The organism is Paenarthrobacter sp. GQ52 (assembly GCF_059759005.1).
This window is the reverse complement of record NZ_JCAXEJ010000009.1, coordinates 46,053-59,865: the sequence shown is the minus strand read 5'-3', so window position 1 is coordinate 59,865 and position 13,813 is coordinate 46,053. Positions and strand designations below refer to the sequence as shown.

Genomic DNA, 13,813 nt, shown 5'->3' with positions numbered 1-13,813 from the left:
ATAACAGTTAAGGCCAATGTTCACGAAGAACATTGGCCTTAACTGTTATCTCGGCGGGGGTGTTTAGCCCTCGAACCAGATCTTGATCTCACGCTCTGCGGAGTCGACTGAATCTGAGCCGTGAACGAGGTTCTGCTGGACTGCCAGGCCCCAGTCGCGGCCGAAGTCGCCGCGGATGGTGCCCGGTGCCGCCGTCGTCGGATCCGTTGTTCCGGCCAGCGAGCGGAAGCCTTCGATCACGCGGTGGCCTTCGAAGACTGCAGCGATAACCGGTCCGCTGAGCATGAACTCAACCAGCGGCTCGTAGAACGGCTTGCCAACGTGTTCCTCGTAGTGCTGCTCCAGCAGCTCGCGGGTCGCGTTGACCTTCTTCAACTCCGCCAGGGTGTAGCCCTTGGCTTCGATCCGTGCGAGGATGCTTCCACCCAGGTTGCGGGCGACGCCGTCGGGCTTGACCAGGACAAGTGTCCGTTCAATGCTCACAGTTGCTCCAATGTGGTTGTTTGGTGGTTTTCCCAGCCAGTTTACGGGGTTTGCGGGCCAGTCTGGTCACCGTGCGCTGCATCCCATTCCGCCTGCTCGCGGTCGCGCTGGGCCACCTCGCGGTCAATCCGCATACCGGCCCTGATCCCGTACCACCAGCAGATGGCAAACAGGATCCCCACAATGAACATGGTGGGCTCGGCGAAGCCCGTCAGGATCAGCACAAGCTGCAGTGCCCAGCCAACCCCGATGCCCCATGGCTTGGACAGTACGGCGCACGCCAACACCAGCACCACCGTCAGTGCGATGCCAACCCCAAGAATGATGCCGGGGTCAACTTCTCCACGCCTCAGGCCGAAGACTGCCAACGTGCCGAAGAACGCGACGAAGGCTTCAAGCAGGAGCACGGTAGACGCGAACATCACCTTGGTGGATCGGCGCTTCTTGGGCATGCCGGGCCGCCATTCACGCTGCGCCTTGGTCATTTTCGCCATGCTACGCACTCGCCTTTCCGAGCAGGATCCGCGCCTCGGCGACCACAGTGATGGAACCTGTTACCAGGACACCGCCGGCCAGGTCATCGTTGGATTCGGCGCGCTCCACAGCCCATTCCAGGGCGTCGTCCAGCTTCTCCGCGATGTGGACGTTGTCCTCGCCGAAGCCGAGGTCGACGGCGAGTTCGGCCAGTTCCGCTGCCGGAACGGCACGCGCCGAGTTGGATTGGGTGAAGCAGAATTCCTCGGCCAGGCCACCCAGTGATTCCTTGAGGGTCTTGAGGATCTCCTCGGCGTCCTTCTCCCGAAGAACGCCAACCACAACCACCAGCTTGCTGAAGCTGAAGGCCTCCTGGATGGCTTCCGACGAGACGCGGATGCCGTCCGGGTTGTGTGCAGCATCCACCACAACTGTGGGCGCAGTGCGCACAACTTCCAGCCTGCCGGGCGAAGTCACGTTGCCAAAGGCTTCTTTGAGCACCTCGGCATCGAGCTCTTTCTCTCCCCCACCGAAGAACGCTTCCAAAGCCGCGACGGCTACGGCGGCATTTTCGGCTTGGTGGGCACCATGCAGTGGCAGCAGCAGGTCTTCGTAGCGGCCGGCGAGACCCTGAATGGTCAGGACCTGGCCGCCCACAGCGACGCTGCGGGACTCGACACCGAATTCGACGCCCTCAAATCGGAACGGCACGTCAACTTCACGGGCTTTCTCCAACAGGACCTGCGCAGCGTCAACGGGTTGAGCTGCACTGACCAGGAAGCCGCCCGGTTTGATGATGCCGGATTTCTCGTAGGCGATGTCCTCGGTGGTGTCACCCAGAAGATCCGTGTGGTCCAGCGAAATCGGTGTGATGACTGAGACTTGGCCATCGCCAACGTTGGTGGCATCGGTGATGCCTCCCAAGCCGACTTCCATGACGGCAACATCAACAGGCTGATCAGCGAACACCGCGAAGCCAAGAATAGTCAGGCACTCGAAGTAGGTCAGTCGCGGCTGGTCTTCGGCAACGAGCTCGCTGTCCACGATCTCCAGGTAGGGGCGAATTTCGTCCCAGATACGCACGAACGTCGCATCCGGTACAGGCTCTCCGTCAATGCTGATGCGCTCAGTCACTTTGGACAGGTGCGGGCTGGTGTAACGGCCCGTGCTCAGGCCGTGGGCACGCAGACCGGCCTCGATCATGCGTGCCGTGGACGTTTTGCCGTTGGTGCCGGTGATGTGGATGATCGGGAAGGCCTTGTTCGGCTCCCCCAGCACATCCATCGCCCGGAACAGCGGAGCCAGGCGAGGTTCCATCTTGTTTTCCGGGGCACGGCCCAGAAGTTCGGCGTAGACACTTTCAACCGAGAATTCGTCAGTCATGGATCAGGCCCCTGCCTTTGCGACGGTGACCTGCGGTTCGTCGACACTGGCCAACAGAACCTCCAGTTCCAACGTCAGAGTTTCGGTCTTGACGAGTTCCGAGTTGGCTTCCAGGGCGTCAACCACATCCTGTGCGGCCTCCACGGAAGTGCGGATGCGGTCGCTGACGTTCAGTCCTGCGTCCTTGCGCGCCTGCTGGATGGCGCGGACCATGTCGCGGGCCAGTCCCTCGGCTGCAAGTTCAGGAGTGACCTCGGTGTTGAGGACAACGAAACCGCCGCCCGGCAGGACAGCTACTGCCGAGCTACCGCCGTCGGCCGTTTCTGCCACGACAGTTTCAAGCGTGTATTCCTGGGGCTCGAGCTCCAAGCCACCGGCCACCACCACGCCGGAGTCATTGACAGACCAATCGCCGGACTTGGATCCCTTGATGGCCTGCTGCACGTTCTTGCCAAGGCGCGGACCCGCGGCCCGGGCGTTGACCACGAGCTTCTGCTCAATGCCGAACTCCTCAGGCGAGGCAGTTGCAGCGTCCAGGAGCCGGACGGAACGCAGGTTCAGTTCATCGGCGACGACGGCGGCAAAGCCTTCCAGCGCATCTGCACCAGGTGCCACCACGGTCAACTCCTGCAACGGCAAGCGGACGCGCAGGTTTGCTGCCTTCCGGAGGCTTGAGCCGGTGGAGCAGATTTGCTGGACGCGGTCCATTGCTTCAACCAAGTGCGGGTTGGACGGGAACAGCGAAGCGTCAGGCCAGTCGGCGAGGTGAACAGAGCGGCCACCGGTCAGCCCACGCCAGATCTCTTCCGTCACCAGCGGCAGCAAGGACGCCGATACACGGCACACCGCTTCGAGCGCGGTGTAAAGCGCGTCAAAGGCGTCAACGCTTTCATCGAAGAAGCGCTGGCGGCTGCGGCGCACGTACCAGTTGGTGAGCATGTCCAGGTAGCTGCGCAGCTCATCGCAGGCACCGGAGATGTCATAGCTGTCCAGGCTTGCGGTGACATTGCGGACCAGGTCCCCGGTGTTGGCCAGGAGGTACTGGTCGAGGGTGTCGGCGTAGCCGTCGTAGCGCAGCTTCGCCTCGTAGCCCGAGCCGCCATTAGCAGCGTTGGTGTACAGCGTGAAGAAGCTGTAAACGTTCCACAGCGGCAGGATGACCTGGCGTACGCCGTCGCGGATGCCCTGCTCGGTGACCACAAGGTTGCCGCCGCGCAGGATGGGGCTGGACATGAGGAACCAGCGCATGGCGTCGGAACCGTCGCGATCCAGGACCTCGGACACGTCGGGGTAATTGCGCAGGCTCTTGGACATCTTCTGGCCGTCAGAGCCCAGCACGATGCCGTGACTGATCACATTTCGGAACGCAGGACGGTCAAACAGTGCGGTGGACAGGATGTGCAGCATGTAGAACCAGCCGCGGGTCTGTCCGATGTACTCGACGATGAAGTCCGCCGGATTGTGGGTGTCGAACCACTCCTCGTTCTGGAACGGGTAGTGCACCTGGCCGTACGGCATGGAACCGGAGTCGAACCAGACGTCCAGGACGTCTTCGACGCGGCGCATGGTGGACTTACCCGTGGGATCGTCCGGGTTGGGACGCGTCAGTTCATCGATGAACGGCCGGTGCAGGTCTACCTGCCCCTCATTGTTCATCGGAAGACGGCCGAAGTCGGCTTCGAGATCGGCCAGGGAACCGTAGACGTCGGTGCGCGGGTATTCGGGGTCATCAGACTGCCACACGGGGATGGGCGAACCCCAATACCGGTTGCGGCTGATGGACCAGTCGCGGGCGTTATCCAGCCATTTGCCGAACTGGCCGTCCTTGACGTTGCCCGGGATCCAGTTGATCTCCTGGTTCAGCTCGGACATACGGTCCTTGAACTTGGTGACTTCCACGTACCAGGACGACACGGCACGGTAGATCAGCGGGTTCCGGCAGCGCCAGCAGTGCGGGTAGCTGTGCTCGTAGCTGGCTTGGCGGACCAAGCGGCCATCGGCACGGAGCACCTGGGTGATGGGCTTGTTGGCGTCGAAGACCTGGAGGCCGACGATCGGGGCCAGCTCGCCGTGCGCGAACAGCGGCAGGAACTTGGCGCCTTCGTCGACGGACAGGACCACGGGGATGCCGGCGTCTTCACAGACCTTCTGGTCATCCTCACCGTAGGCCGGAGCCTGGTGGACGATGCCCGTACCGTCGGTGGTGGTGACGTAGTCGGCCACGAGGAAACGCCATGCGTTCTGCGTGCCGTACTTCTCAGCATCGGCAAAGTCGTTCCAGAGCGGTTCGTACTCAAGACCGGCCAACTCGGTGCCGGAGTGAGTGGACACGACAGCGGCAGCCGCGGCAGCAGCGTCGTCGTACCCCAGATCCTTGGCGTACGCCCCCACAAGGTCAGCTGCCAGCAGGAAACTGCCCGTGACGGGCGCTTCAGCTGAAGCGGCCTTGACGCCGTTGGGTCCGGCGGGCAGGACTGCGTAAGAGATGTCCGGCCCGACGGCGAGCGCCAGGTTGGTGGGCAACGTCCAGGGCGTGGTGGTCCAGGCGAGTGCCTGAACACCGGCGAGTGCCTTGGAGAGCTCGGACTCCCCTGCCTTGACGGGGAACGTTACAGTGACCGTTTGGTCCTGGCGGTTCTTGTAGACGTCGTCGTCCATGCGGAGTTCGTGGTTGGACAGCGGTGTCTCGTCCTTCCAGCAGTATGGGAGGACGCGGTAGCCGTTGTAGGTGAGCCCCTTCTCGTGCAGCTGTTTGAAGGCCCAGAGCACCGACTCCATGTACTCGACGTTGAGCGTCTTGTAGTCGTTCTCGAAGTCCACCCAGCGTGCCTGGCGGGTGACGTAGGCCTTCCACTCGTTGGCGTACTTCATGACCGAAGCGCGGCAGGCGTCGTTGAATTTGTCGATGCCCATGGCTTCGATCTGGGTCTTGTCCGTCATGCCCAGTTGCTTCATGGCTTCGAGCTCTGCCGGGAGGCCATGGGTGTCCCAGCCGAAGCGGCGCTCTACGCGCTTGCCACGCTGGGTCTGGTAGCGGCCCACAAGGTCCTTGGCGTAGCCGGTCAGGAGGTGGCCATAGTGCGGGAGTCCGTTGGCGAAGGGAGGGCCATCGTAGAAGACGAACTCGTTGCTGCCGTCCTTGCCTGCATCACGTTGGTCGATGCTGGCTTGGAAGGTGCCGTCTTCGTCCCAGTATTTGAGGATGCGCTCTTCGATTTCCGGGAACTTCACGGAAGCGGACACGCCGTGCGTGCCGGACGAAGACGCTGAGGCCTTGGGGTAGTGGGTCATCTCATATCCTGTGATAGCTGGTTGACTGTCAGGATGCGAGGACGGCTTCTGTGCTGCCTGTCGGCTGCGCAGGTACCGCGGTACCACCTCACTTACCGGAACGCGAAGTTCCGGCCTCTCATTACTGCTGTGACGGGCTTACCCGTCCGGTTCTACTGGGCGCTTGCCACCTTTGCAGGTGGTCAGTGCTGTTCTTCCGGAAGCTCACCGGTGATGGCCGGGTCAAAGCTGCTCTTCCAAGTCTAGCGGCAGCGGAGGGCCCCGCTCTACTTGTGAGTTCATCCTGTGGATGGAGTCCGGTTCGCTGGGCGATGCATAGACTCAAGCCCATGACACACCCCGGGACTGCCGTGATGGAAACCCGCCCTGCGCCGCGCCACGCTTCTTTGGCGTGGTCGGTGATGGCGTTGCTTGCTGCGCTGCCCGTGGCGGGGGTATCGATGTTCCGCGCGATCCCCGCGGAGTGGCCCTTGATCGTGGTGCAGCTGTTGTCCTTCACCCCGTGGATGGTTCTGCCGGCGGCGCTTGCCCTGGTGCTTGCCTTGGTAGGGCGGCGGCGTTGGGTCATCATCACGACGGCGGTCCTGTTGGCGGCCCAGTTGTTCTGGCTGTTCCCGTTGGACGCCGGAAAGCCGGATTCTTTGCCTGCCGGTACTGCAACAATCCCTTTGAGAGTGATGAGCCTCAACTCCGAATACGGAGAGGCGGACGCCGCCACCATCGTGAATTTGGTCCGGGACAACGGGATTCAGCTGCTGACCATCCAGGAACATACGCAGGGACTCGAGGATCGCCTAACCTCCGCGGGCATGGAGGATGTACTGCCCAACCGGGTCAGTGAACCCAATGACGACGCATCCGGCGGCGCCGTGTATTCGGTGTTCCCGCTTGAGCCCGACGGCCTCCTGCCTGACACGCCCTTCCGGATTGACGTCACGCGAGTACTCGTCTCACACCCGGAGTCCGGTGCCAAGGCCTCCTTGAACCTCAGCAACGTGCACGCCCTCCCACCGGTGGATGAGCGGATTGACCAATGGCGGAGCGACCTCGGCAAGATCGCCCGCCAAGCATCAGAATCCGGGAATCACCTGCTGATGGGTGACTACAACGCCACGTACGATCACTCCGAATTCCGGGCTTTGCTGGACACCGCGTTGGGTGGGGGGCCGCAGGCTGATACTCCGGACGGCAAAAAGCTCGTCGACGTCGGGATGGCCGCTGGTGCGCGGTTCTCCCCCACCTGGCCCATGGAAGGGCCACTGCTTCCGGGCATCGTGATCGATCACATGGTCACCTCGACAGGGATCAGCAGCAGCGACTACGCCGTCCATCGGGTTCCCGGTTCGGACCACGCGGCAATCATGGCCAGGCTGATCATTCCAGCTGGTTGAGCGTCTCAGCCTTCTTTGCGGACAAGCTTGTGGTTCGCCGCCTGGGCCACCGGGCGGATGACGATCTGGTCGAGGTTGATGTGGTGCGGCAAAGAGACTGAGTACGCCACGACGCCTGCCACGTCATCGGCGGTCAGGGGCTTCTCCACACCGGCATAGACCTTGGCGGCTGCGTCTTTGTCACCGAGGCGGTTCAGGGCGAACTCCTCCGTCTGCACCAAGCCCGGGGCAACCTCGATGACCCGGATGTTGTTGCCCACCTCTTCCAGGCGCAAGGCATTGGTCATGGCATGCTGGGCAAATTTGGCTGCGTTGTAGCCCGCGCCGCCTTCATAGGCGGACAGCCCTGCCGTGGACGTGAGGTTGAGGACGGTTCCCTCGCCGTTGTCCCGCAGCATGGGCAGGAAGGCCCGGGTGATTTTCATGGTGCCCAGGACGTTCACCTGGTACATCCAATCCCAGTCTTCAGTGTCAGCGTTCGCGATGGTGTCCGCGCCGCGTGCCCCACCGGCGATGTTGATGAGCGTGTCGGCACCCCCGGCTTTGGTGACGGCCGCGAGCAAGGCCGAGACGTCGTCGTCGTCCGTGATGTCAGCCGGGAACGGCACGGCGCCGGTTTCGGCTCCCAAGGCGTCCAGCCTGTCCGCCCGGCGGGCCACTGCGAAGACCTTCCATCCGGTGGTAGCCAGTGCCTTCACCGTGGCCTCGCCGATGCCGGTACTCGCACCGGTTACGACTGCCGTCTTGTTGTTGTCTACATTCTGTCCTGAAGGCGTATTGTGCGCAGCCAAAGTCATGGCACCACCTTATCGGGGGTGCCGGCTGCACGGAGGGCGGGCGGTAACGCCAGGCCATGAAACAATTGACCCATGGCTGAATCAACGCAGGGTACAGACACGCCCGCCACCGCCCCCATCAACGTTCCCGACAAGCCGGCCCTTGAAGGCCTCGAGGCTGCCTTGACGCAGCGCTGGCTGAAGGAAGGAACCTACAAGTTCAACCCGGACACCACCCGGGAGCAGGTCTACTCGATCGACACTCCCCCGCCCACGGCATCCGGCTCGCTCCACGTGGGCCACATGTTCTCCTTCACCCAGACTGACGTCCAGGCCCGCTACATGCGCATGACCGGCAAGAACGTCTTCTACCCCATGGGATGGGACGACAACGGCCTGCCCACCGAGCGCCGCGTCCAGAACTACTACGGTGTGCGTTGCGATCCCGCCATCCCCTACAAGGCCGACTACACGCCCCCGGCGCAGCCTGCCAAGAACCAGCGCGATTTCGACGTCGTTTCGCGCCAGAACTTCATCGAACTGTGTGAAGAACTCGCCGTTGAGGACGAGAAGGTCTTCGAGAACCTGTTCCAGACCCTTGGTTTGTCGGTGGACTGGGACCTCACCTACCGCACCATTGACGACACTTCGCGTGCGGTGTCCCAGCGTGCCTTCCTCGCGAACCTCTCGGCCGGTGACGCGTACATGGCCGAAGCACCCACACTCTGGGATGTCACGTTCCGCACCGCTGTTGCCCAAGCCGAGCTTGAGGACCGCGAAGTTGCCGGCGCCTACTACCGCTACCCCTTCTTCACGGAAGACGGCGAAAAGATCTTCATCGAAACCACGCGCCCGGAACTTCTTGCTGCTTGCGCGGCCCTGGTGGCGAACCCCGACGACGAACGGTACCAGCCGCTCTTCGGCAAGACTGTAAAGTCGCCCCTGTTCGACGTGGAGCTCGAGGTTAAGGCACACCCGCTCGCCAAAGCTGACAAGGGTTCGGGCATCGCCATGGTGTGTACCTTTGGTGACCTGACCGACGTCACCTGGTGGCGCGAACTGCAGTTGCCCACCCGCGCCATCATGGGCCGCGACGGCCGCATCATTGCCGAGACCCCTGAATGGATCACCACCGACGCCGGCAAGGAAGCCTACGCTGCGATCGCCGGCAAGACCGCGTTCTCCGCCAAGGAAGCCGTGGTTGAACTGCTCAAGGCAGCGGAGCTGCTGGACGGCGAACCAAAGAAGATCACCCACCCGGTGAACTTCTTCGAGAAGGGCGACAAGCCCCTCGAGGTTGTTACCTCCCGTCAGTGGTACATCCGCAACGGTGGGCGCGATGAGGAACGCCGCGAACGCCTGATCGGCCGTGGGCAGGAAATCACCTTCCACCCAGCGTTCATGCGTTCCCGTTATGAGAACTGGATCGCGGGCCTGAACGGTGACTGGCTCGTATCCCGCCAGCGCTTCTTCGGCGTGCCCATCCCTGTCTGGTACCCGCTGGATGCCCAGGGCAACCCGGACTACGACAACCCCATCCTGCCTTCGGACGAGATGCTCCCCGTGGACCCGGCCGCAGACGCTGCTCCCGGCTTCGAGGAATCCCAGCGCGACCAGGCCAACGGCTTCACAGGTGACGCCGATGTGCTGGACACCTGGGCAACGTCATCGCTGACCCCGCAAATCGTGGGTGGGTGGAGCCGTGACGAGGAATTGTTCTCCAAGGTCTACCCCTTCGACCTCCGTCCACAGGGACACGACATCATCCGAACCTGGCTGTTCTCCTCTGCCGTTCGCGCAGATGCCCTGCAGAAGAACGCCCCGTGGAAGCACGCGGCCATCTCCGGCTGGATCCTGGACCCGGACCGCAAGAAGATGTCCAAGTCCAAGGGCAACGTTGTTGTGCCTACGGACGTGCTGAACGAGTACGGTTCGGACGCGGTCCGCTATTGGGCAGCCTCGGCCAAGCTCGGTGCTGACACGGCCTACGAGATCGCCCAGATGAAGATCGGCCGCCGCCTGGCCATCAAATTGCTGAACGCTTCGAAGTTCGTGCTGAACCTCGGCGCCACCGAGAACTCAGTGGTGACATCTGACCTGTCGGTTCTTACCAACCCCTTGGATCGTGCGCTGTTGGCGCAGCTGTCCGACGTCGTTGCCCAGTCCACCAAGGCGTTCGAGAACTACGACTACGCCCGCGCACTCCAGATCACTGAGTCGTTCTTCTGGCAATTCACGGACGACTACGTGGAGCTCATCAAGGACCGTGCCTACGGTGCCGCCGGCGAAACCGAGCAGGCATCCGTCCTGGCAGCCCTGGCAACAACACTGGACTCGCTCCTGCGCCTGTTTGCACCGTTCCTTCCCTTCGCAACCGAAGAGGTCTGGGGCTGGTGGCGCACAGGATCAGTTCACCGTGCCCAGTGGCCTGCAGCCTTGGAAATCACCGATGGCGACACCACGATGCTTGGCACGGTGGGGATAGCGCTCAGCGGTATCCGGAAGGCCAAGTCTGAGGCGAAGGTGAAGCAGCGGACCGAGGTGTTGTCGGCATCCATTACGGCTTCGGAAGTGCTCGTCGCCCAACTGAAGGCCGGCCTTGGCGACCTGAAGGCAGCCGCAAACGCTCAGGAGATCACTCTTCAGTCCGGTGAAGGCGAACTGACGGTCAGCGATGTTGTCCTGGCGCCCGCCGAGGAACAGCCTGCGTCCTAGTAAGTAGTGAGCCGCCTGTTTTAGGGCAAAGGGGAAGCCCCATCAGCGTTTTGCCGTTGGTGGGGCTTCGACTTTTCGGCTGTCTGGTGATGTCTTGACAGTCTGGCGGAATCCTTGGAATTTCAGGTCTTCCTACCTCATCACTGGTAGGTTACTTCCAACTTTGCCAAAGGCTGCGTTGGTTGCAATCACTGAATCTTTGGTTTCCGTGTCCCTCTTCTTTCGAAGTGGGTAAGAACCATTGTTGTCCCGCTGAGGACGATGCACAAGGGGTTCGAAAGAACTACAAACCTGTAGTTTTCCTGCCGGAAGATGGCTACCTGTGGCAGAGTATTGACCATGCCGGAACTCCCCGAAGTGCACGGCCTGTGCATGTACTTGGACACCCAACTCCATGGAGCCGTGCTGACCGAGGTCCGCATCAACTCCATCTCTGCACTCAAGACGGCGGACCCTCCCTACACAGCCCTTGAGGGCCGGACCATACTTGGCGCAAAGCGCATCGGGAAGTTCGTGTGCGTTGACGCTGACGGACTGTTCTTCGTGTTCCACTTGGCGAAAGCCGGCTGGGTCAGGTACACCGAGCACCCGTCCTCGGCCGGGCTGCGCCTGGGCAAAAGCAACATCTCAGCACGACTCTTACTCCACCGCCCCGCCGACGATGCCCACATCGGGGTAGACGTGACCGAAGCCGGAACGAAAAAGAGCCTCGCCATCTACGTGGTGAAAGATCCACAGGACGTCCCGGGAATAGCAACCCTTGGACCAGAACCCCTCAGTCCCGATTTTGATCTCGAAGCGTTGGCCGCAATCGTCGGCTCAAGTTCCCAACAAATCAAAGGTCTGCTCCGCAGCCAGAGCGTGATCGCTGGAATCGGCAATGCCTACAGCGACGAGATTCTCCACGCCGCGAAAATTTCACCTTTTGCCACCGCTAAGTCCTTGGACCAGGCAACGGTGGCCCGGCTCTATGAGGCCATGCAGGAAGTTCTGGTGGGCGCCGTCAACGCAGCTGCGGGCAAGCCTTCCAGCGAACTCAAGGACACTAAGCGCAGCAATTTCCGGGTGCATGCCAGGACGGGCCAGCCTTGCCCTGTATGTGGAGATACCGTCCGTGAGGTGTCCTTCGCGGACACCTCACTTCAGTATTGCCCTACATGCCAGACCAACGGGAAGATCCTCGCCGACCGCAGGACCTCACGGTTTCTGAAGTAGGGCTGCGCCGCTAGTTGAACTCAGGGCTTTCAGTTCGGCTGCGCTTAAGCTCGAAGAAGTGGGGGTAGCCAGCCAAAGTCACCGTGGCGTCCCAGAGCTTTCCTGCTTCTTCGCCCCGGGGAATCCGTGTAAGGACAGGACCGAAGAACGCCGTGCCATTGACGGCTACCACGGGAGTTCCGACGTCTTGCCCCACAAGCGAGATACCGGCTTCGTGGCTGGCGCGCAGCTGGGCATCGTATTCATCTGATCCGGCAAAGCGTGCCAGGTCAGCGGGCAGTCCGGTGTCGGCGAGGGCCTTCTGGATCACCGAAGCCCGGTCCTTGTTACCCTCGTGGTGGATCTGCTCCCCCATGGCGTCATACAAAGGCTTGACGTACCTGCTGCCGTGGAGCTCCTGGGCTGCGATGATCACTCGAACAGGCCCCCAGCTATCGTCCATCATGGCCCGGTAGTTATCGGGAAGGTCACGGTCCTCGTTGAGCACCGAGAGGCTCATGACGTGCCATTCGGTCTCGATGCCCCGCACCTGCTCCACCTCGCCGATCCAGCGCGACGTGATCCACGCGAAGGGGCATACGGGGTCGAACCAGAAATCGGCCTTGTTGACGTTCTCTTCGGACATAAGCTGTTCGGTCGAAGTCTGCTCGGGCACAGGGAACTCCTCTAAAAGGTGTGAAAGTGGCATGACCAAGGTCCCAGCGGAACCATGTCTTGTTTAGGCCAACAGGAGGCTAAGCCGACTTATTCCGGCGCTTGGCCACGACGTCGTGGGCGATCATGGTGGGCTGGGCCTTCTTGGCCACCACGTCCGCCGTGATCACCACAGTTGCGATGTCATCCCTGCTGGGGAGATCGAACATAACGGGCAGCAGCACATCTTCCATGATGGCCCGCAGGCCACGTGCACCAGTGCCACGTTCAAGGGCCTGGTCCGCTATGGCGTCCAAGGCGTCGTCGTCGAACTGCAGCTCTACGCCGTCCAACTGGAACATCTTCTGGTACTGCTTCACCAAAGCGTTCTTTGGGGTAGACAGGATCTGGATCAGCGCCGGCCGATCGAGGCTGGACACCGTGGTGATGACAGGGAGCCGCCCGATGAATTCCGGGATGAGGCCGAACTTGAGCAAATCCTCCGGCATGACTTCGCCGTAAGTATCCACGTTGTCCCGGGCCTCGTTGAGCGGCGCACCAAAGCCGATGCCCTTTCGTCCGGAGCGCGAACCGATGATGTCTTCCAGCCCGGCGAACGCGCCGGCCACAATGAAGAGAACATTGGTGGTGTCGATCTGGATGAATTCCTGGTGCGGGTGCTTCCGGCCACCCTGGGGTGGAACGGAGGCGACTGTGCCCTCCAGGATTTTCAAGAGTGCTTGCTGTACACCTTCGCCCGAGACGTCACGGGTGATCGACGGGTTCTCACTCTTGCGGGAGATTTTGTCGATCTCGTCGATGTAGATGATGCCTTGCTCGGCCTTCTTGACGTCGTAGTCAGCAGCCTGGATGAGCTTGAGCAGGATGTTCTCGACGTCCTCCCCAACATAGCCGGCTTCCGTCAACGCAGTGGCGTCAGCTACGGCAAACGGCACATTAAGGCGACGAGCCAGTGTCTGCGCCAAGTAAGTCTTGCCGCAACCCGTAGGCCCGATCAGCAGGATATTGGACTTGGCGATCTCAACATCCTCATGGTGCGAACCCTCGCCGAGGCTGCCCGCCTTGGGCGCGTGACCGGCCTGAATGCGCTTGTAGTGGTTATAGACCGCTACCGCCAGGGAACGCTTGGCGGGTTCCTGGCCGATGACGTATTCCTGCAGGAAGTCGAAGATCTCACGAGGCTTGGGCAGCTCGAAACTACCGAGATCGGAGACTTCAGCGAGTTCCTCTTCGATGATCTCGTTGCAAAGCTCGATGCACTCATCGCAGATGTAGACACCGGGCCCGGCAATCAGCTTCCGTACCTGCTTCTGGCTCTTTCCGCAGAAAGAACACTTCAGCAGATCCGTGCTCTCGCCAATCCGAGCCATGTGGGAATCCCTTCGTTGCATACGGGTGATGCGGCTCCGCGCCGTACCCAGGTGTGCGGCC

The 13,813-nt window shown here is 61.7% G+C and carries 10 protein-coding genes; 3 read left to right on the top strand and 7 right to left on the bottom strand.

The annotated features are described in order from the left end of the window. Positions 1–63 precede the first annotated feature (63 nt). Genes ndk through ileS form a run of 4 tightly spaced genes read right to left on the bottom strand, consistent with a single transcriptional unit; the run spans position 64 to position 5,631 of the window. Positions 64–483 (bottom strand): nucleoside-diphosphate kinase, encoded by a 420-nt coding sequence (gene ndk / locus AC6CH8_RS13550; protein ID WP_014922034.1) that lies wholly within the window; start codon positions 481–483, stop codon positions 64–66. 41 nt (positions 484–524) lie between these two features. After that, on the bottom strand, positions 525–977 hold the full coding sequence (locus tag AC6CH8_RS13545; protein ID WP_498191073.1) for a DUF4233 domain-containing protein: 453 nt from the start codon (positions 975–977) through the stop codon (positions 525–527). 1 nt (position 978) lies between these two features. Continuing rightward, the gene (locus AC6CH8_RS13540; RefSeq protein WP_091467963.1) at positions 979–2,340 is read right to left on the bottom strand and encodes a bifunctional folylpolyglutamate synthase/dihydrofolate synthase; all 1,362 of its coding nucleotides are present in this window, start codon (positions 2,338–2,340) and stop codon (positions 979–981) included. Between the two features lie 3 nt (positions 2,341–2,343). Continuing rightward, entirely contained in the window at positions 2,344–5,631 is a 3,288-nt protein-coding gene (ileS, locus tag AC6CH8_RS13535; RefSeq protein ID WP_498191071.1) for an isoleucine--tRNA ligase, read from the bottom strand. Between the two features lie 329 nt (positions 5,632–5,960). Here ileS and AC6CH8_RS13530 point away from each other — a divergent pair, with 329 nt between their 5' ends. Next, on the top strand, positions 5,961–7,022 hold the full coding sequence (locus tag AC6CH8_RS13530) for an endonuclease/exonuclease/phosphatase family protein (protein WP_498191069.1): 1,062 nt from the start codon (positions 5,961–5,963) through the stop codon (positions 7,020–7,022). A gap of 5 nt (positions 7,023–7,027) precedes the next feature. On the opposite strand, the gene AC6CH8_RS13525 is transcribed toward AC6CH8_RS13530, so the two are convergent. After that, on the bottom strand, positions 7,028–7,819 hold the full coding sequence (locus AC6CH8_RS13525; RefSeq protein ID WP_498191067.1) for an SDR family oxidoreductase: 792 nt from the start codon (positions 7,817–7,819) through the stop codon (positions 7,028–7,030). Between the two features lie 72 nt (positions 7,820–7,891). Here AC6CH8_RS13525 and valS point away from each other — a divergent pair, with 72 nt between their 5' ends. Further along, a complete protein-coding gene (gene valS, locus AC6CH8_RS13520; protein ID WP_498191065.1) occupies positions 7,892–10,513 on the top strand; it encodes a valine--tRNA ligase in 2,622 nt (873 codons plus the stop codon). 339 nt (positions 10,514–10,852) lie between these two features. After that, the gene (locus AC6CH8_RS13515; RefSeq protein WP_498191063.1) at positions 10,853–11,728 is read left to right on the top strand and encodes an Fpg/Nei family DNA glycosylase; all 876 of its coding nucleotides are present in this window, start codon (positions 10,853–10,855) and stop codon (positions 11,726–11,728) included. 10 nt (positions 11,729–11,738) lie between these two features. Here AC6CH8_RS13515 and AC6CH8_RS13510 read toward each other — a convergent pair whose 3' ends face one another. Beyond that, complete coding sequence (locus tag AC6CH8_RS13510) at positions 11,739–12,353, bottom strand: mycothiol-dependent nitroreductase Rv2466c family protein (RefSeq protein WP_498191206.1); 615 nt, start codon at positions 12,351–12,353, stop codon at positions 11,739–11,741. Between the two features lie 109 nt (positions 12,354–12,462). Beyond that, complete coding sequence (clpX, locus tag AC6CH8_RS13505) at positions 12,463–13,752, bottom strand: ATP-dependent Clp protease ATP-binding subunit ClpX (RefSeq protein ID WP_026005788.1); 1,290 nt, start codon at positions 13,750–13,752, stop codon at positions 12,463–12,465. Positions 13,753–13,813: the final 61 nt, after the last annotated feature.

What these genes read in the sequence shown, in the direction of transcription:
- AC6CH8_RS13545 (WP_498191073.1), bottom strand. Translation starts at nt 977, where the DNA reads ATGGCGAAAATGACCAAGGCGCAGCGTGAATGGCGGCCCGGCATGCCC.
- AC6CH8_RS13540 (WP_091467963.1), bottom strand. Translation starts at nt 2,340, where the DNA reads ATGACTGACGAATTCTCGGTTGAAAGTGTCTACGCCGAACTTCTGGGC.
- ileS (WP_498191071.1), bottom strand. Translation starts at nt 5,631, where the DNA reads ATGACCCACTACCCCAAGGCCTCAGCGTCTTCGTCCGGCACGCACGGC.
- AC6CH8_RS13530 (WP_498191069.1), top strand. Translation starts at nt 5,961, where the DNA reads ATGACACACCCCGGGACTGCCGTGATGGAAACCCGCCCTGCGCCGCGC.
- AC6CH8_RS13525 (WP_498191067.1), bottom strand. Translation starts at nt 7,819, where the DNA reads ATGACTTTGGCTGCGCACAATACGCCTTCAGGACAGAATGTAGACAAC.
- valS (WP_498191065.1), top strand. Translation starts at nt 7,892, where the DNA reads ATGGCTGAATCAACGCAGGGTACAGACACGCCCGCCACCGCCCCCATC.
- AC6CH8_RS13515 (WP_498191063.1), top strand. Translation starts at nt 10,853, where the DNA reads ATGCCGGAACTCCCCGAAGTGCACGGCCTGTGCATGTACTTGGACACC.
- AC6CH8_RS13510 (WP_498191206.1), bottom strand. Translation starts at nt 12,353, where the DNA reads ATGTCCGAAGAGAACGTCAACAAGGCCGATTTCTGGTTCGACCCCGTA.
- clpX (WP_026005788.1), bottom strand. Translation starts at nt 13,752, where the DNA reads ATGGCTCGGATTGGCGAGAGCACGGATCTGCTGAAGTGTTCTTTCTGC.